General features: G+C 69.0%; 19 protein-coding genes. 10 read left to right on the forward strand and 9 right to left on the reverse strand.

Annotated elements, in window-relative coordinates; all coding sequences use genetic code 11:
* Positions 1-5: 5 nt before the first annotated feature.
* Together rpsR and rpsF are read right to left on the reverse strand one after the other, a co-directional pair.
* Positions 6-281 carry a 30S ribosomal protein S18 gene (gene rpsR, locus WAE60_RS13520; RefSeq protein ID WP_029914647.1) on the reverse strand — a complete coding sequence of 92 codons (276 nt, stop codon included), beginning with the start codon at positions 279-281 and terminating at the stop codon, positions 6-8.
* A gap of 15 nt (positions 282-296) precedes the next feature.
* Positions 297-677 carry a 30S ribosomal protein S6 gene (gene rpsF / locus WAE60_RS13525; RefSeq protein ID WP_029914645.1) on the reverse strand — a complete coding sequence of 127 codons (381 nt, stop codon included), beginning with the start codon at positions 675-677 and terminating at the stop codon, positions 297-299.
* 336 nt (positions 678-1,013) lie between these two features.
* Here rpsF and WAE60_RS13530 point away from each other — a divergent pair, with 336 nt between their 5' ends.
* A complete protein-coding gene (locus WAE60_RS13530; RefSeq protein ID WP_231499499.1) occupies positions 1,014-1,646 on the forward strand; it encodes a hypothetical protein in 633 nt (210 codons plus the stop codon).
* A 3-nt stretch (positions 1,647-1,649) separates the two neighbouring features.
* Here WAE60_RS13530 and WAE60_RS13535 read toward each other — a convergent pair whose 3' ends face one another.
* The 3 genes from WAE60_RS13535 to WAE60_RS13545 form a co-directional block, all read right to left on the reverse strand.
* Complete coding sequence (locus WAE60_RS13535; protein ID WP_337687013.1) at positions 1,650-2,447, reverse strand: sterol desaturase family protein; 798 nt, start codon at positions 2,445-2,447, stop codon at positions 1,650-1,652.
* A gap of 70 nt (positions 2,448-2,517) precedes the next feature.
* Positions 2,518-3,633, reverse strand: coding sequence for an AraC family transcriptional regulator (locus tag WAE60_RS13540; RefSeq protein WP_337687014.1), 1,116 nt, complete (start codon positions 3,631-3,633; stop codon positions 2,518-2,520).
* Between the two features lie 81 nt (positions 3,634-3,714).
* Positions 3,715-4,257: a peroxiredoxin gene (locus WAE60_RS13545; RefSeq protein WP_029914637.1), complete on the reverse strand. Its 543-nt coding sequence runs from the start codon at positions 4,255-4,257 to the stop codon at positions 3,715-3,717.
* Positions 4,258-4,424: 167 nt separating this feature from the next.
* Between WAE60_RS13545 and WAE60_RS13550 the strand changes: the two genes are divergently transcribed.
* From WAE60_RS13550 to WAE60_RS13590, 9 genes are all read left to right on the forward strand, one after another.
* Positions 4,425-4,910, forward strand: a complete 486-nt coding sequence (locus tag WAE60_RS13550; protein ID WP_337687015.1) for a hypothetical protein — start codon at positions 4,425-4,427, stop codon at positions 4,908-4,910.
* Between the two features lie 67 nt (positions 4,911-4,977).
* A complete protein-coding gene (gene fabD, locus WAE60_RS13555; RefSeq protein ID WP_029914633.1) occupies positions 4,978-5,922 on the forward strand; it encodes an ACP S-malonyltransferase in 945 nt (314 codons plus the stop codon).
* A gap of 17 nt (positions 5,923-5,939) precedes the next feature.
* Positions 5,940-6,680, forward strand: coding sequence for a 3-oxoacyl-[acyl-carrier-protein] reductase (gene fabG, locus WAE60_RS13560; RefSeq protein WP_337687017.1), 741 nt, complete (start codon positions 5,940-5,942; stop codon positions 6,678-6,680).
* 187 nt (positions 6,681-6,867) lie between these two features.
* Complete coding sequence (locus WAE60_RS13565; RefSeq protein ID WP_007672577.1) at positions 6,868-7,107, forward strand: acyl carrier protein; 240 nt, start codon at positions 6,868-6,870, stop codon at positions 7,105-7,107.
* Between the two features lie 170 nt (positions 7,108-7,277).
* Positions 7,278-8,558 (forward strand): beta-ketoacyl-ACP synthase II, encoded by a 1,281-nt coding sequence (fabF, locus tag WAE60_RS13570; protein WP_337687032.1) that lies wholly within the window; start codon positions 7,278-7,280, stop codon positions 8,556-8,558.
* A 137-nt stretch (positions 8,559-8,695) separates the two neighbouring features.
* Entirely contained in the window at positions 8,696-9,679 is a 984-nt protein-coding gene (gene mltG / locus WAE60_RS13575) for an endolytic transglycosylase MltG (protein ID WP_231499513.1), read from the forward strand.
* Position 9,680: 1 nt separating this feature from the next.
* The gene (locus WAE60_RS13580; RefSeq protein WP_029914624.1) at positions 9,681-10,562 is read left to right on the forward strand and encodes a YicC/YloC family endoribonuclease; all 882 of its coding nucleotides are present in this window, start codon (positions 9,681-9,683) and stop codon (positions 10,560-10,562) included.
* A complete protein-coding gene (gene gmk / locus WAE60_RS13585; protein WP_029914622.1) occupies positions 10,552-11,196 on the forward strand; it encodes a guanylate kinase in 645 nt (214 codons plus the stop codon). Before WAE60_RS13580 ends, gmk begins: the two co-directional genes overlap by 11 nt.
* 67 nt (positions 11,197-11,263) lie before the next feature.
* Positions 11,264-11,767 carry a hypothetical protein gene (locus tag WAE60_RS13590; protein ID WP_029914619.1) on the forward strand — a complete coding sequence of 168 codons (504 nt, stop codon included), beginning with the start codon at positions 11,264-11,266 and terminating at the stop codon, positions 11,765-11,767.
* Positions 11,768-11,775: 8 nt separating this feature from the next.
* Here the strand turns inward: WAE60_RS13590 and rsmA are convergent, their stop codons facing one another.
* From rsmA to WAE60_RS13610, 4 genes are all read right to left on the reverse strand, one after another.
* A complete protein-coding gene (rsmA, locus tag WAE60_RS13595; protein ID WP_029914618.1) occupies positions 11,776-12,597 on the reverse strand; it encodes a 16S rRNA (adenine(1518)-N(6)/adenine(1519)-N(6))-dimethyltransferase RsmA in 822 nt (273 codons plus the stop codon).
* Between the two features lie 39 nt (positions 12,598-12,636).
* On the reverse strand, positions 12,637-13,641 hold the full coding sequence (gene pdxA / locus WAE60_RS13600) for a 4-hydroxythreonine-4-phosphate dehydrogenase PdxA (protein ID WP_029914616.1): 1,005 nt from the start codon (positions 13,639-13,641) through the stop codon (positions 12,637-12,639).
* Positions 13,638-14,987 carry a peptidylprolyl isomerase gene (locus WAE60_RS13605; RefSeq protein WP_029914613.1) on the reverse strand — a complete coding sequence of 450 codons (1,350 nt, stop codon included), beginning with the start codon at positions 14,985-14,987 and terminating at the stop codon, positions 13,638-13,640. Before WAE60_RS13605 ends, pdxA begins: the two co-directional genes overlap by 4 nt.
* A 75-nt stretch (positions 14,988-15,062) precedes the next feature.
* On the reverse strand, positions 15,063-17,501 hold the full coding sequence (locus tag WAE60_RS13610) for an LPS-assembly protein LptD (RefSeq protein ID WP_156035821.1): 2,439 nt from the start codon (positions 17,499-17,501) through the stop codon (positions 15,063-15,065).
* Positions 17,502-17,514: the final 13 nt, after the last annotated feature.

A 17,514-nucleotide genomic window follows, 5' to 3' on the forward strand; every position in this document is an offset into this window, starting at 1 on the left:
CTCCCTTACTTCACGACGTAGGGGAGCAGAGCCAGGAAGCGGGCGCGCTTGATGGCCTTGGCCAGTTCGCGTTGCTTCTTGGCCGACACCGCGGTGATGCGCGACGGCACGATCTTGCCGCGCTCGGAGACGTAACGCTGCAGCAGCTTCACGTCCTTGTAGTCGATCTTCGGCGCGTTGGCGCCCGAGAACGGGCAAACCTTGCGGCGACGGAAGAAGGGGCGGCGGGCGCCGCCACCGGCGGCGGGAGCGCCGGCTTCGGGAGCAGTGGTATCGGTCATGATCTCTCTTCTCCCTTACGCTTGCGGCGCGAAGTCGTCGCGCGGGCGCTCGCTGCGCTCGCCACGTTCGCGGTCGCGACGGGCCAGAACCGGCGACAGTTCCAGGTCCAGCTCTTCGACGCGGATGGTCATGAAGCGCAGGACGTCTTCATTGATCAGCAGCTGACGTTCCATCTCCTTCACGGCCGCGGCCGGAGCGTCGATGGCGAGCAGGGAGTAGTGGCCCTTGCGGTTCTTCTTGATGCGGTAGGTGAGGTTACGGAGGCCCCAGTACTCGATCTTGGCGATGTGACCGCCATTCTCTTCCAGGAGAGCCTTGAGTTGCTCGTTCAGAGCTTCGGCCTGTTGCGGCGAGATGTCCTGCCGCGCGATGACCACGTGTTCGTAGAACGCCATGTTTTCCTTCTTCCGGCTTGGAAGGCGGCGCGGGCGACGGCGGAAGTCCGTCGACCACGATGGATCTTGCATGCCGAGCGGGAAATCCCGACCCAAAGGGCTGCGCGCAAGACCGCCATCCGTGAGAGCGCGCGCTATTACAGGAAAGGCCGCGCCAAGGCAAGGAAACCCTGCGGATTCGGGCGAAGGCGGCGCCCGGCCCGCAATCGCGTCCTGCGCGAACCGCCCGGAAACCGGGCGCTCGAACAACTGTCATACAAAATTGGCGGACAGGTGCTTTGGACGCGCAAAGGCTTGTGCTATCGGGGGTTCATGGGGTTTCGCACGCTCGCTTCCTTGATCGCGGTCACGGCCGCGACCGCGGTCCTCGCCGATCCGGCGGCGGCCCGCGAGGTGATCCGCAAGCCCGACCTGTCGGTCTGGGGCTCAGACGGCCACTTCCAGGGCTATTCCGCCGCCCAGACCCTGGACCTGTCCAGCGACGTCGAGAACGCTACCTTCACCGCCAAGGTGGCCGGCTCCATCGACGACCCGACCTACAATTTCGAGCTGAACCTGAACCAGAAGCCCGACGAGCAGGTCGCCGCGAACCGCGCGCTGGGGGTCGGCGCGTCGTGGAACGCCCGCGAGGCGGCGATCCGCTCGTCCCTGGCCCGCTCGTTCGGCTTCGGTCTGCTGCCCAAGGCCAACTATGTCCGCCTGTCGATGGACATGAACGCCACCCAGCCGGTCTATGTGCGCGGCCGCATGCCCGAGACCCGGGCCAACGTGCGGTCCGAACTGACCCTGGACGGCCGCCCGGTCGCCTCGATCGCCGTCGGCGGCGGCACCACCGGCCAGGAGGGCGTCGACTTCAGCCTGACCCGGCCGTTCGACATCCCCGCCGAGTTCACCGTCAGCCTGCGCGCCGCCGACGAGCGGGTCCAGGACGGGCGGCTGATGGTCAAGCTGGTCCGCTCGACCTGGTAGGGCTCAGGCCGCCTCCGCCATCACCTCGCGCCCCGGACGGCGCACGGCTGCCGCGAACCGCTCCAGGTAGCGCGGGTTCTCGGTGCCCATCCATTTGTCCCACCAGGTGAAATAGAGCCCGTAGTTCCAGCCCGCCTGGGCGTGGTGCAGGTCGTGGTGGGTCACCGTCGTCAGCCAGGGCAACAGCGGGCGGCCGTCGCGGGTGGCCGGGAACAGCTCATAGCCGCTGTGCCCCAGGGTGTTGCGGACGATCTGGTGCAGCATGAACAGGCCCGCGACCGGCCACTGGGTGGGGACCAGCAGCATCCACAGCGGCACGAACAGCGCGTTGATCGCCGCCTCGCCCAGGTCGAAGCTGTAGGCGGTGAACGGCGAGGGGCTGTTGGACCGGTGGTGGCGGCGGTGGAAGGTCCGGAACAGCCGCCGGTCGTGGATCAGCCGGTGCGTCCAGTAGAACCAGGCGTCGTGGGCCACGATCATCAGCGCCAGGCTGGTCCAGAACCAGACCGGGCCCAGGCCCCGGGCGATGTACGGGCCCGGCATCAGGCCGGCGCGGAACAGGGCGAAACTGATCAGGCCGACCGTCGAGAAGATCATGATCGAGCGGATCGAGCAGGCGAACTCGACCAGCAGCTGGCGCGCCGGCGGCCGGCCCTCGCGGATCTTGCGCCCGGCCAGGGGCGCGGCCAGCACGACCCACAGGGTCAGCCAGACGCCGACCGCGAAGGTCACGTAGCGGCTGACGTCGGTGAAGGCGGCGTGCAGCCAGTTGTCCGCCATCGCGGCGAGATAGGGGAGCATCGGACTTCCTCGGTTGGACGATGACCGGAGGAAAGGACGGCGCGGCCGGCCCGTCGCGCCGATCGCGAAATCAGGCGGACTTGTCGGCTTTCGGCGAAGGATCGCCGCTTTCGACCAGCCGCAGGCGGGCCGGAGCCGGGGTGTTGGCGGTCCGCCATTCGGTGGGGGTGACGCCGGTGGCGGCCCGGAAGGCGCGGTTGAACGGCCCCAGCGAGGCGAAACCCAGGTCGTAGGCGATGGTCGAGATCGACTTCAGGGCCAGGTCGGGGGCGGCGAGGGCGGTCTTGGCCGCCTCGATCCGCCGGCCGTTGACGTAGTCGGCGAAGTTGCGATGGCCCAGCACGCCGTTGATCAGCCGGCGCAGGCGATGCTCGGGCGCGCCGACCAGGGCCGCCAGGGCGGTGATCGACAGGTCCTCGCCGCGCCAGACCTCGTCATCGTCCATGGCCGTCTCCAGCCGCGACAGCACCAGCCGGTCGGCGGGCGACAGGTCGTGGTCGGCCAGGGGCGCGGCGCGAGGCGGCCGGTCCTCGGCCTCGGGGACGGCGGCCAGGGCGGGTTCGGCCCGCAGCAGGGCGACCGATCCGGCCAGGGCCAGGACGGCCAGCACCAGGGCCTGGGCCAGGCGCCCGTGGCCGAAGCCCGACAGCCCGGCGCTGGCGGCCAGGTTCTGGACGCTGAGCAGCAGGATATAGCCCGCGGCGGCCAGCATGATCGGCCCGCGCATCCGCCGGCGCTCGGCCACCAGGTCGCCGCGCCAGCCGCGCCAGATCACCAGCAGGGCGTGCAGCACGATCCCGGCCGAAGCCAGGTTGAAGACCAGCCAGAAGGGCTCGCAGATCGGGGGCGGCAGGGAACGCGCCAGCAGCCACCAGGCCGCCAGGCCCACGGCCGGCCACAGGCGGTGGAGCGAAAAGCGCCGCTCGTCGGCGAACAGGGCGTAGGCCAGGGTCCAGAACAGGCCCGTGGTCGCCACCGACATCAGGCACAGCGGCAGCCAGGCCACGAGCACGCCGCCCGGCCGGTAACCCTCGACGACATGGGCGGCCGCGCACAGGAAGAACAGCGCGCCCACCCAGCGGACGGGCGAGGGGCGGCGGTCCAGGGCCAGGCCCAGCCCGGTGGCGGCGAACCCGCCGATGGCCACGCCGCGCGCGAGAGTCTCGAGAAGGATCGTGTCGACCATGGCCGTGATCCTAGGATCAGGCGGGCGGGACCGCGCTGGTCCCGCCGCGCCGATTTCGGAAGAGTCTGGCCGAAACCTGGCCTATTTGTGCTTTCCGGCCTTGTAGGCCTTCACCGCGTCCATGGTCTGGGTCACGTGGCCCTGGAAGTTCAGGTCGCTGTAAGCCAGCAAGATCTTGCCGCTGGGGGCGATGACATAGGAGGTGCGGTTGGACAGGTTGTCCTTCATCGGCAGCACCACGTCGTAGGTCTTGATCAGGGCCGGATTGGCGGCGGCCACCGCGAACTTGTCGCGGCAGTGCTCCTTGGAGAAGTCCTTGATGCGGTCGACATTGCCGGCCGTCACGCCGATCACCGTCGCGCCCAGCTTCTCGAACTCGGGCGTCGCCTCGGCGAACTCGTGGGCCTCGGCCGTGCAGCCCGACGTGTAGGCGGCAGGGAAGAAGTACAGCACCACCGGCCCCTTCTTCAGCGCCTTGGACAGGGTGAAGCTGAAATCGTTGCCGGCCAGGGCGGCCGGGGCGGTGAAGTCCGGCGCCTTTTCGCCGACCTTGAGGGCGGCCAGGGCGGGAGAGGCGGCCAGCAGGGCGCCGCAGAGGGCGAGACCGGTGAGCAGGCGTTGCATGCGGGAGGCTCCGAGGGAAGGCGAGGCGCAGCCAAGTGCGTCGTCGATTCAATAACCCCATTCTCGCGCCTTCCAAACGCCGACCTTCGTCGAGGCGGCGGATGCTTCGGCCGTCGCGTTCGGCCTCGCGCCATGGTAGAGATGAGCGACAGACGGAGGCGGCTCGAATGCGCGGCGCGATCCTTTCCCCGGCGGTGCTTTCCATAGCGGTGCTTTCCATAGCGGTGCTGGCGGCCGCCGCGACGACCCTGGCCCAGGCGGAGACGCCGACGATCCGATCGTTCCGCGCGGTCTCGTCGTCCCGAGTCGCGATCCCGGCCACGCCGCGCCCGCCGATGACGCCTTCGGTCATGCCCAGGACGACCCCGGCCGCCACGCCGCCGCACTGTCCGCCGCCCAAGCCGCCGCCCAAGCCGCCGCTGTCGGTCAGCATCCCCAAGCCCGACTACAACAAGCGGACCATGGCGCTGATCCAGCAGAACATCGTCATGATGGCCGCCATGCGGGCCGCCGAGACGCCTCGGCCCTGCGACCCGTCCTGGAGCGCCAAGAAGCTGGCCCGCAAGGGCTGCCCGCCGGTCCAGCTCTCGCCCGAGATGATCGTGGCGAACGCGCACGAGGCCGCGTTCGACCCCGTTCCCGGTCAAAACTGATCCTTGCCCGTGGCGCGGTGATCCCATAACCCTCCCGCCCTTGGATTTGTAACGACGGAGCGGGCCCATGAGCATCGCCTTCATCTTCCCGGGACAGGGCAGCCAGACGGTCGGCATGGGCGCCGATCTCGCCCAGGCCTTCGCCGCCGCCCGCGAGGTCTTCCAGGAAGTCGACGACGCCCTGAACCAGAAGCTGTTCCAGCTGATGACCGAGGGTCCCGACGGCGACCTGACCCTGACCGAGAACGCCCAGCCGGCCCTGATGGCCGTCAGCCTGGCCGTGACCCGCACGCTGGAGAAGGAATTCGGCGTCGGGATCGACCGCGCCGCCTTCGTGGCCGGCCACAGCCTGGGCGAATACAGCGCCCTGGCCGCCGCCGGCGCGATCACCCTGGCCGACACCGCGCGCCTCCTGAAGCTGCGCGGCCAGGCCATGCAGCGCGCCGTGCCGGTGGGCGAGGGCGCCATGGCTTCGCTGATCGGCCCCAAGACCGACCTGGCCCTGGCCGAGGCCGCCGCCGCGGCCGGTTCGGAAGTCGGCGTCTGCGTCGTGGCCAACGACAACAACAACGGCAACGTGGTGATCTCCGGCGCCAAGGCCGCCGTGGACAAGGCCATCGAGAAGGCCAAGGAGCTGGGCGCGCGGGCCATCCCGCTGAACGTCTCGGCACCGTTCCACTGCCCGCTGATGCAGCCGGCCGCCGACGAGATGGCCGAGGCCCTGGCCAAGACCACGATCGTCTCGCCCCGCGCCCCGCTGGTGGCCAACGTCACCGCCGCGCCGGTCCACGACCCCGACGTCATCCGCAAGCTGCTGGTCGAGCAGGTCACCGGCCGCGTCCGCTGGCGCGAAAGCATGACCTGGCTGGCGGGCGAGGGCGGCGTCACCCGCTTCGCCGAGGCCGGCGCCGGCAAGGTGCTGTCGGGCATGGCCAAGCGGATCGCTCCGGACGCCGAAGCCGTTCCCCTGAACAGCCCGGCCGACCTCGAAGCCTTCGCCAAGTCGCTCTAATTCCAGGATATCAGATCATGTTCGATCTCACCGGCAAGACCGCCCTCGTCACCGGCGCCACGGGCGGCATCGGCGGGGCCATCGCCAAGGCCCTGCACGAGCAAGGCGCCCATGTCGTGCTCTCGGGCACCCGCGAATCGGCCCTGGCCGAGCTGAAGGCCCAGTTCGGCGAGCGCGTCTCGACCGTGGTGGCGAATCTCTCGGACGCCGAACAGGTCGACGGCCTGGTCGCCAAGGCCGAGGAAGCCGCCGGCGCGCCGTTGGACATCGTGATCGCCAACGCCGGAATCACCCGCGACGGCCTGATCGTCCGCATGAAGGACGAGGACTGGGACACCGTGATCAAGGTGAACCTGGAAGGCTATTTCCGCCTGGCCCGCGCGGCCGCCAAGGGCATGATGAAGCGCCGTTCGGGCCGGATCATCGGCATCACCTCGATCGTCGGCGTCACGGGCAACCCCGGCCAGACCAACTACGCCGCCTCCAAGGCCGGCATGATCGGCTTCTCCAAGGCCCTGGCCCAGGAACTGGCCAGCCGGAACGTGACGGTCAACTGCGTGGCTCCCGGCTTCATCGCCAGCCCCATGACCGACGCCCTGAACGAGCAGCAGAAGGCCGGCATCCTGTCGACCATCCCCGCCGGACGTCTGGGCGAGGGGAGCGATATCGCCGCTGCGTGCGTTTACCTCGCCAGTGACCAGGGCGGTTACGTCACGGGTCAGACCTTGCACGTCAACGGCGGCATGGCCATGATCTAGACGGGCCGTCTTTTCCTGGGCTCCGCGCCTTTCTGCTTGGAAAGACGAAAGCCCACATTTCTAATCGGACGTGCCGCTAGTCACTCGAAAAGGAACGTGATAGGCGGTGGCCCGACAATTCCCGTGGGGGCGAGGTTCGTCCGAGCCTCCCGCGGTACTGCAAGATTCAAAACGAGGGACTAACAGAATGTCCGACATTCTCGAGCGCGTGCGTAAGATCGTCATCGAGCACCTGGACGCCGATCCGGAAAAGGTCACCGAAAAGGCCAGCTTCATCGACGACCTGGGCGCCGACAGCCTCGACAACGTCGAGCTGGTCATGGCGTTCGAAGAAGAATTCGACATCGAAATTCCGGATGACGCCGCCGAGCACATCCAGACCGTCGGTGACGCCGTGAAGTTCATCACGGAAAAGACCGGCGCCTAAGGCGTCGGGTTCGCGTATTTCAGCGAACGGGACTATCAACCGCCGCGTCGCACGGGCTCTTGCCATCGTGCGCGCGGCGGTTTTCGTATGTGGCCGAGATTCGAGGTCGGGGGGCTGTCCGAGTCGTCAGCATCCCCATATGACCGCGATGCGAAGGTTGGGAGTGATCCATGCGTAGAGTTGTCGTCACCGGGCTTGGCCTCCTGACCCCTCTGGGTCAGGGCGTCGATGTCACCTGGAAGAACATCCTGGCCGGCAAGTCCGGCGCGAACAGGATCTCGGCCTTCGATCCGACGGAATACGCCTGCCAGGTGGCCTGCGAGGTTCCGCGCGTCGACGGCCGCGGCGGCGGCGGTCCGGACGTCGAGGGATCGTTCAACCCCGACCTGACCATGAGCCCGCGCGACCAGAAGCGCGTCGACGACTTCATCTTGTACGGCATCGCCGCCGCGGACGAGGCCGTGAAGGATTCGGGCTGGGTCCCGGAAACGGAAGAAGACAAGTACCGCACCGGCGTGATCCTGGGTTCGGGCATCGGCGGCCTGTCGACGATCGCCGACACGGCCCTCGAGCTGGAAGCCAAGGGGCCGCGCCGCGTCAGCCCGTTCTTCATCTCCTCGGCCCTGATCAACCTGATCTCGGGCCAGGTCTCGATCCGCTACGGCTTCAAGGGCCCCAACCACGCCGTGGTCACCGCCTGCGCCACCGGCGCCCACGCCATCGGCGACGCCACGCGCCTGATCAAGTACGGCGACGCCGACGTGATGATCGCCGGCGGCGCCGAAGCGGCCGTCTGCAAGGTCGGCATGGCCGGCTTCATCGCCTGTCGCGCCGTGGCCACCGCCTTCAACGACACCCCGGAAAAGGCCTCGCGTCCCTATGACAAGGACCGCGACGGCTTCGTGATGGGTGAGGGCGCCGGCGTCGTGGTGCTGGAAGAGTACGAGCACGCCAAGGCGCGCGGGGCCAAGATCTACGCCGAAGTCATCGGCTACGGCCTGTCGGGCGACGCCTATCACATCACCGCCCCGTCGGAAGACGGCGACGGCGGCTTCCGGGCCCTGTCGGCGGCCGTCAAGGACGCCGGCCTGGCGCCGTCGGACATCGACTACGTCAACGCCCACGGCACCTCGACCATGGCCGACGGCATCGAGGCCGGGGCCGTCGAGCGCTTCCTGGGCGACCACGCCAAGAACGTGGTGATGTCGTCGACCAAGTCGATGACCGGCCACCTGCTGGGCGCGGCCGGCGCGATCGAGGCGATCTTCTCGGTCCTGGCGATCCGCGACCAGATCGCCCCGCCGACCATCAACCTCGACAATCCGGACGTGAGCGTCGCCATGAACCTGGCGCCGAACAAGGCCGTGCCGCACAAGATCGACGTGGCCGTGTCCAACAGCTTCGGCTTCGGCGGCACCAACGCCTCCGTCGTGTTCCGCAAAGTCTCGTGAGCCGGAAGCCCTCGCCCCAACGCCGGACCCCGCGGCCGGCGCCGAAGACGGGGGCTCCCCGCAAGGCCAATCCGCGTCGGCGTGAAACCGCGCCGGTCGGACGCCGCATCGCCGCCACGGGAGCGGGCCTGCTGACCATGCTGGGCCTGGCCGCCATGGTGGTGGTGCTGGCCGCCGTGTGGATCTACCAGGGCCCGGGGCCGGCCGCCCGTTCGGGCGACGTCACCACCGTCGTCCTGCGGCGCGGCGCCAGCCTGCCCGAGATCGCCTCCAGCCTGGAGCAGGCCGGGGTGATCCGCTCGTCGTCGCTGTTCCTGACCGCCGCCCAGACCACCGGCGCGGCCCGCAAGCTGAAGGCCGGCGAATACGAGTTCGCCTCCAAGGCCTCGCTCAGCCAGGTCCTGGCCAAGATCCGCGACGGCAAGATCGTCCGCCACCAGGTGACCATCGCCGAAGGCCTGACCTCGGACATGGTGGTCGACATCCTGATGCGGGCGCCCGAGCTGACCGGTACGGTCGCGACTCCGCCCGAAGGCTCCATCCTGCCCGAGACCTATCAGGTCCAGCGCGGCGAGGACCGTTCGGCGGTGCTGCAGCGGATGATGGACGACCGAGACGCCCTGCTGGACAAGCTGTGGGCCGCGCGCCAGCCGGGCCTGCCGTTCGAGACCAAGGACCAGGCCGTGACCATGGCCTCGATCGTCGAGAAGGAAACCGGCCTGGCCCGCGAGCGCCCGCACGTGGCGGCGGTGTTCATCAACCGCCTGCGCCAGGGCATCCGCCTGGGCAGCGACCCGACGATCATCTACGGCCTGACGCGCGGACGGCCGCTGGGCCGGGGCATCCTGCAGTCCGAACTGCAGCGCGAGACGCCGTACAACACCTATCTGATCACCGGCCTGCCGCCGACCCCGATCGCCAACCCGGGCAAGGCCGCTCTCGAGGCCGTGCTCAACCCGATGAAGAGCGACGACCTCTATTTCGTCGCCGACGGTACGGGCGGCCACGTCTTCGCCTCGACCTACGAGGAACACGAGCGCAATGTCGCCAAGTGGCGGCAGATCGAGCGCTCCAAGGCGGCCGGTCCTGTCACCTCCAAGACCCCGCTCGCCGGAGGGTAGGATGGCGCTGTCAGGCATGACCGGCTTCGCCCGCGTCGAGGGCTCGCACGGGGCCTGGTCGTGGGCGGTGGAGGCGCGCAGCGTCAACGGTCGCAACCTCGAGACCCGCTTCCGCGGCCCGCCGGGCTTCGAGGGCCTGGATCGCGCGGCCCGCGACGGCGCTCAGGCCCGCTTCCAGCGCGGCCAGCTGACCGTCAACCTGCAGGCCAAGCGCATCGAGGCCCAGGCCGCGGTGCAGATCAATGTCGAGGCGCTGGAGCGCTATCTGAAGGCCGGCGCGCCCTATGTGGCGACCGGCATGGTCGCCAAGCCCACCTTGGACGGCCTGCTGGCCCTGCGCGGCGTGATCGACGCCCGCGACGAGGACGACGCCGCCGAGGACCGCGCCGAGGTCGAGGCCGCCATGTCCGCCACGATCGCCCACGCCCTGGACGGGCTGAAGGCCGCGCGGCTGGAGGAGGGGGCCGCCCTGGCCCCGATCCTGACCGGCGCCGTCGACCGCATCGAGGCCCTGACCGTCCTGGCCTCGCAGGAGGCCGCCGGCCAGCCGGCCGTGCTCAAGGAGCGCTACGCCCGCAAGCTGACCGAGCTGATCGGCGAGGCCGCCTCGGAGGAGCGCATCGTCCAGGAAGCCGCCGCCATGGCCGTGAAGGCCGACGTGCGCGAGGAGCTGGACCGCCTGGCCAGCCACGTGACCGCCGCCCGCGCCCTGCTGGCCGCCGACGCGGCCGCCGGCCGTCGCCTGGATTTCCTCTCGCAGGAGTTCATGCGCGAGGCCAACACCCTTTGCAGCAAGTCGGCCCTGACCGCCTTGACCGCCCACGGCCTGGATCTGAAGGCCACGATCGAGCAATTCCGGGAACAGGTTCAGAATGTCGAATAACCCGCATGGACGCACGCGCGGCCTGCTGATGATGGTCGTGGCCCCGTCGGGCGTGGGCAAGACCTCGCTGACCCGCCGCCTGGTGGCCGACCACAACGACCTGCACCTGTCGATCAGCGCCACCACCCGCGATCCGCGCCCGGGCGAGCACGACGGCCGCGACTACCACTTCGTCACCCGCGACAAGTTCCAGGTGATGATCCAGGACGACGCCTTCCTGGAATGGGCCGAGGTCTACGGCAACCACTACGGCAGCCCGCGCGGGCCCGTCGTCGAGGCGCTGGAGCGCGGCGAGAGCGTGCTGTTCGACATCGACTTCCAGGGCGCGATGAAGGTCCACGCCCAGCTGCCGGACGACTCGGTGCTGATCTACGTCCTGCCGCCGTCGCTGGCCGAGATGAGCCGCCGCCTGCACGCCCGCAGCCAGGACAGCGAGGAAGTCATCGCCCGCCGCCTGTCGCGCGCCAAGGACGAGGTCGCCGACTGGGAGCGGTTCGACTACGTCATCCTCAACGACGACTTCGACAAGGCCTATTCGGACCTGGCCCACATCTACCACGCCGAACGCCAGAAGCGGGCCCGCAACCCGTGGATCGGCAACCTGGTGGCCGACCTGCTGAAGGAAGAGGTCTAGAGGGCTCGGCAAGCGTTGCCTTAAGTTCGCGCGTGGGTAGCATGCGAACATGAAAGCGCTTCGAACAATGCTCGCCGCCGCCGCGTTCGCCCTGGTCGCAGCCGGGGCCTGGGCGCAGGGCTTCGACTACGACGCCTTCCAGCCGACGACGCTATCGAAGGCCCGGGCCGAATTCGTCGAGGTCGCGAGCCAGCCCATCCCGGGCCGGCCGGGCGCGTTCCTGACCAGCTACTTCAATCAGGGCGGCCAACGTTGGCGGACCCCGGCGACCTATACCGGGCAATCACGTCCCCTCGACGCGGAAGAGCTGAAGTTCATCCGCGATTGGCTGAAGAGCAGCCAGCGCGAGAACCTCGCCGGCATTTTCACCGACAGCTATCTCTTCACCCTGGACGGCGCGGAGTACTGGCTGCCGGTCCAGGCTCCGGTCGCGACGTTTTTCCCGAAGGAACTCAGGGCTGGGGACAAGATCGACCTCTATCTGGTCGAGATCGGCGGTACGCGGCGCGGCGATCGCTGGCTCTGGCTGCCCCTGGTCTCCGAATTCCGGGCGATCGAGGAGGGGCGCTAGCCCGCCGATCAGGCCTCCAGCAACGCGCGCGCCAGGTCCTGGAACCCGGCCACATCGATCGTCTCGGCCCGGGCGTCGGGATTGATCCCGGCCTTTTCGCACAGCGCCGCGCCGCCCAGGCCCTTGAGGCTGGAGCGCAGCATCTTGCGGCGCTGGCCGAAGGCGGCGGCGGTGATCTTCTCCAGGGCCGCGACCAGGGCCTTGTCGGGCGCCGGCTCCAGCGGGACCAGGCGCACCACGGCCGAGGCCACCTTGGGCGGCGGGGTGAAGGCGCGGGCCGGCAGGTCCATGACCACCTTGGCGCTGCAGACGGTCTGTGACACCACGGCCAGGCGGCCATAGGCGTCGTCATCCGTATCGGCGGCGATGCGGTCGGCGACCTCCTTCTGGAACATCAGGGTCATCGACAGCGGCCGGTACGGGCCCGTCAGCCAGTTGATCAGCAGCGGCGTGCCGACGTTGTAGGGCAGGTTGGAGACCATGTGGGCCGGGCCGCCGGCGATGGCGGCCATGTCGACCTTCAGGGCGTCGCCCTGGACGATGGTCAGGCGGCCGTCCGCCGCGGCGCCCAGTTCCTCCAGCAACGGGATGAACCGCTTGTCCATCTCCACCGCCACAACGCGGGCGCCCGTCTCCAGCAGGGCGCGGGTCAGGCCGCCGGGACCGGGGCCGACCTCGATCACCACGTCGCCTTCGCCCACCTCGGACAGGCGGGCGATCTTGCGGGTGATGTTCAGGTCCAGCAGGAAGTGCTGGCCGAAGCTCTTGTTGGCCAGCAGGTCATGCTCGGCGAGAACCTCGCGGAGCGGCGGCAGGTCGGCGAGGCTCATCGGGTCTCGAGGGTTCTAGCGGCTCAGATATCTGGAGACTTAGGCGATCGAGCGCCGGTCGGCGATCTCGGCGGCCAGGCGGATGGCGGCGATCAGGCTGTCGGCCCGGGCCAGGCCCCGACCGGCGATGTCGAAACCCGTACCATGATCGGGCGAGGTGCGCACGATCGGCAGGCCCAGGGTGACGTTCACCCCGGCCCAGAAGTCCAGCATCTTGACCGGGATCAGAGCCTGGTCGTGGTACATGCACAGCACCGCGTCGTAGGTGGCGCGGGCCTCGGCGTGGAACAGGGTGTCGGCGGGGGCGGGGCCCTTGACCTGCACGCCCTGCGCGCGAAGGGCCTGGACCGCCGGCTCGATGATCGCCGCCTCCTCGCCGCCCAGCGCGCCGCCTTCGCCGGCGTGGGGGTTCAGGGCCGCCACCGCCAGGCGGGGGACGGCGATGCCGAAGTCCTTGCGCAGGGCCTCGACCGTCACCAGGCCGGCGTTGACGATCGCCTCGACCGACAGGGCGGCGGGCACGGCCGACAACGGGGTGTGGATCGTCACGAGGGTGGCGCGCAGGTCGCGGGCCGCCAGCATCATGATCGGCCCGTGCGGCGGCTGGCGCTCGCCCACATGGGTCAGCTCGGCCAGGAACTCGGTGTGACCCGGAAAGGCGAAGCCGGCGTCGTAGAGCGGGGCCTTGGCGATGGGGGCGGTGACCAGGCCGGCGACGGCGCCGGACAGGGCCAGGCCGGCCCCGGTCTCGATCCAGCGGATCACCTGGGGCGCGTGGGCGCTGGACGGCTGGCCGGCCACGACGGGCGCCTGCAGCGGGATGTCGAGGACGGGTAGGGCCTCGCCGAACACCTTGATCGCCTCGACCGGTCCGGTGACGGGACGGACCTTCACCCCGCCGCCGGCCGAGGCCAGCAGCTGGGCGTCGCCCACCACCATGAACGTCGGCCCTTCGGCGCGCAGCACCGACCAGGCCTTGGCGATGATCTCCGGCCCGATGCCGGCCGGATCGCCCGCGCTCAGGGCAAGGGCGGTCGTCTTCACCGGGTCTCGATGGTCGCCGAGTTGCGCAGGTCTCGCAGGTAACGTTTGGAGATCAGCGCAAGCTGTTGGCCGCGCAGGCGATTTTCGATCTGATCGTGGGTCGGGGCCTGGGCGCCGGACTGGCGCTTGCCGCAGACGGCGATCAGGTGGAGGCCCGCGTCGGTACGGATCGGGTCGGAGACCTGGCCGACCTTGAGGCTGTTGGCGGCTTCCTGGAAGGCGGGCGCCAGATCGGTGATCTCGGCTTCGCCCAGGTCGCCGGCGACCGCGCCGTCGACCTTGCCGGCCGTGGCTTCCAGGGTCTCGCAGCTGGTGATCTTCGGCTTCAGGTCGACCAGCAGCTTGTTGGCGGCGTCGACCTGGGCCTGGGGCGCGTCCTTGGGCAGGGCCACGGCCACCTGCTTGAGGTCGACCAGGGCCGTCTTCGCGCCCGAGCGCTTGTCGCGCAGATACAGGATGTAGACGCCGTCGCGCACCGGGATCGGGGCCGACAGCTGGCCGGGACGCAGCTGATCCAGCGCCGCATCGACCTCGGGCGGCATCTCGCCGGGGCTGACCCAACCGGCGTCGCCGCCGTTGGCCGCGGTCGGCGAGGCCGAGAACTGACGGGCCACGGCCGGGAAGGGGGCGCCCTGCTGCATCTGGGAGATCAGCTGCTTGGCGCCGTTCTCGGCCACTTCCATGCCGCCCACGCGCTGGGCGTCGATGAACACTTCGCTGACCTGGTACTGCGGCTTGCTGGCGGCTTCCGCCTGGCGGCGCTCGAAGGCCTTGATCTGGTCGTCGCCGATGCGCAGGCGCGAGCCGTAGCGGCCGCTGATCCAGGCCTGCCAGCTGCTGTCGGCGCGGATTTGCGCCTTCCAGGTGTCGATGCCGACACCTTGGGCGGCCAGCTGCTGGGTCAGCTGGTCGGCCGTCATGTTGTTGCCCTTGGCGATGTCCTGGATCTGCTCCGCGACCTCCTGGTCGGTGGAGATGATCGTGATCTTCTGAGCCTTCTCGACCCGACGCAGCTCCTGCATCTGGACGTGCTCGTCGATCAGCGAGCGCAGGGCTTCCTGCTCCAGCTGGGGCAGGTTCTCCTGGGTCGGCTGCATGCCCGAGGTCACCATCAGCAGGCGCATGCGCTGCATCAGGTCGTAGCTGGAGATGATGTCGTCGTTGACGACGGCGGCGACGCTTTCCGACAGCGGGTTGGCGCGCGGCGCGGCGGCCGCGGCGGGGGCGTCCGCCGACGGAGGCGCGGCCTCCTGGGCCTGGACCGCCGAACCAAGGCTCGCCACGGTCAAGGCGAGGATGGAAGCGGTGCAGGCCGCCAGTTTCGTCACGCTACGCGCAGACCGCATCGGTATTGTCGTTCCTCTAGACGCGTCCAAAGGAAGGCGCGCGCTTAATCGCGCGTCCCCCGACGCGGTGACATTCTAATCGCTGTACAGTGTGTCGCCCAATGTGGCGAGCGTTAGGCGCAGCACCACGGATTGATCCGCCCTCAGTTTCAGGCCGGCATTGGACGTCTGGGTGTAGCGATCCTCGTTCTGGTAGATCACATCCAGCCGGATGCAGTCGTCCTTGTAGTAGACGCCCAGGTCCCGCCGGGTCCACGACCACTTGCTGGCGTTGGCCGAAAGACCGAAGGCGCGGGCGTCCTGATAGGCCAGCCGTCCCAGGGCGGTCACGCCCCAGTGCTCGCTGACCATGTAGTCGCCGATGAAGTCCAGGTTCTCCTGGCGCAGGCCCGAGGTGTCCTTGTTGTCCTTCAGGTAGCGCAAGGAGGCGAAACCCTTCGCGCCGGAATAGTCGAGGCCGGCCTCGAGGCGGTTGAGCTTGCTGGTGTCGTCGTCGAAACGCGCGCGGGTGAAGGCCGTGACGCCTCGGATCGGGGTGACGGTGGCCGCCACGATCCAGTCGGACGCCTTCTGGTCGAGGCCCGCGCGGGTGGGCATCAGCGGATCGACCTTGGTGCGCAGGCTGCGCCCGACGAGGACGCTGCCGCCGCGGCCGTCGGCGAACTTCACCGTGGCGCGGCCGCCAAGGTTCATGCGCGTGCCGCCTTCGTAGAGGTCGAAGCCGGGCGACTTGTTGACGTCGAACAGGTTGGTTTCGTCGAGCTCGAAGTTGGTGCTGTCTTCGTTGAAGTAGATCGGATTGCCGGCGGGATCGCGCGCCACGACGATCGGCACGCGCGAGCTGTCGGAGCCGGTGGCCAATTGGGCCAGAGGTTCGAGGACGATGCTGCCGCCACCCTTCAGGGGCTTGAAGAAGGGCATGCTCAAGTCAACGCCGGCGACGCCCAGGCCGCGCGAGTAGTTGATGTTGGTCGTCGTGTCGCCCGCGGCCAGGGCGCTGGGCGGCAGGAAGACGTCGCGGACGCGGTAGCTGTCGCCGCGCGCCTGCGCGAAGGGCTCCACGCGCACGCCCGGCCCCACGACGACGCTGGCGCGCCAGTCGCCCTCGATCGTGCCGCGCGCCGAGTCGACGCCGTCCTGGCCCTTGTAGGCCGCATAGGCGTAGGGCGGCTCCCCGAACTGGGATTCCGAACGGGTCAGGACCACGCCCGAGCCCTGGACGCGCAGGCGTCCGCCCAAGACTGGCGACTCCGGCTCCCAGCGCCCTTCCACCAGCGGGCCGATCAGGGGGAAGGCCCCGCTGTTCTCGAACTGGTTCGCCAGGCCGGTGGAGCTGACCTGCACGACGCGCAGCCCCTGGACGGACACCATCGAGGCCGAGAACCAGGACCGGTCCGACTGCCGGGTGGCGTAGATCTGCGACATCAGGCGATGGTCGTCGCCCGTGAACATGCCGCGCTGCTGGTAGACGTCGCCGATGTCGTAATCGTCGAAGATCAGCGCCTGCGAGGCCCGCTCGGCGGTGAAGCCCCACTTCCACTTCTCGTCGATGTCGAACGCGCCCTTGGCCAGGATGTAGCTCTTGGCCGTGGCCTCGCCGAAGCGGTCGCCGTGGTTGTCGAAGTCCTTGTCGTAGGTGGCGCCGACCCGCGCCTCGACGTAGCCCGAATAGAAGCGCTTGCGGTAAGTCGCGTTCAGGAACGGGTTAACTTTCGTGTTGATTTGAGGACTTACGACCAAATCCTGAGACGGCGATATCACGAACAGATAGGGCTGCTGGTAGACCAGGCCGCGCTTCTTGGAGACGCCGATCTTGGGCACCAGGAAGCCGGAGCGCCGCTCGGTCTCGGGATCCGGGTGCCAGAACACCGGCAGGTACATCAGAGGCGCGCCCCACATGCGGATCGTCGCGCCGTGGTAGTAGACTAGGTGCTTGGTCTTGTCCTGGACCACCTTGTCGGCCTGGATGCTCCAGGTCGGCTTCGGCTTTTCGGCGCACACTTCGCAGGGCGTGTAGATCGCCTTGTTCAGTTCGGTGATCTGGTCGTTGCGACGCACGGCGCTGTCGGCCGCGATCTTGATGTTCTTGTCCAGGCGGGCCGACACATGGCGGGCGAAGCCGGCCTTCATGTCCTTGTCCATGGTCATGTCGTCGGCGAACTGGGCGGTGCCGTCGGCGTTGATCAGGGTCACGTGGCCGTGGGCGGTGATCACCTCGCTCTTGGTGTCGTAGACCACCTCGTCGGCGCGCAGGGTGCGCCCCTGGTAGCGGGCCTCGACGTCGCCGCGGGCGATCATCTTCTGATTGGCGTCGTCGCGGATCAGAAGGTCCGATTCCAGGTAGTAGCCGGTGTCGCCCAGGCCGTCGTCCACGGCCGGGGGCGGCGCGGGCGCGGCCGGGATCGTGGCGAGCGACTGCTGCGCCTGCGCCGAGCCGCTCAGGGCGAGCCAGGCCGCACCGGCCAGCAGGACCGCGCGGCTCTTCTCTTTCGCCCCCCAGCGAAGCTCCAACATCAACGACCTCGAT

The organism is Caulobacter sp. CCG-8 (assembly GCF_037402475.1).
GTDB lineage: Bacteria > Pseudomonadota > Alphaproteobacteria > Caulobacterales > Caulobacteraceae > Caulobacter.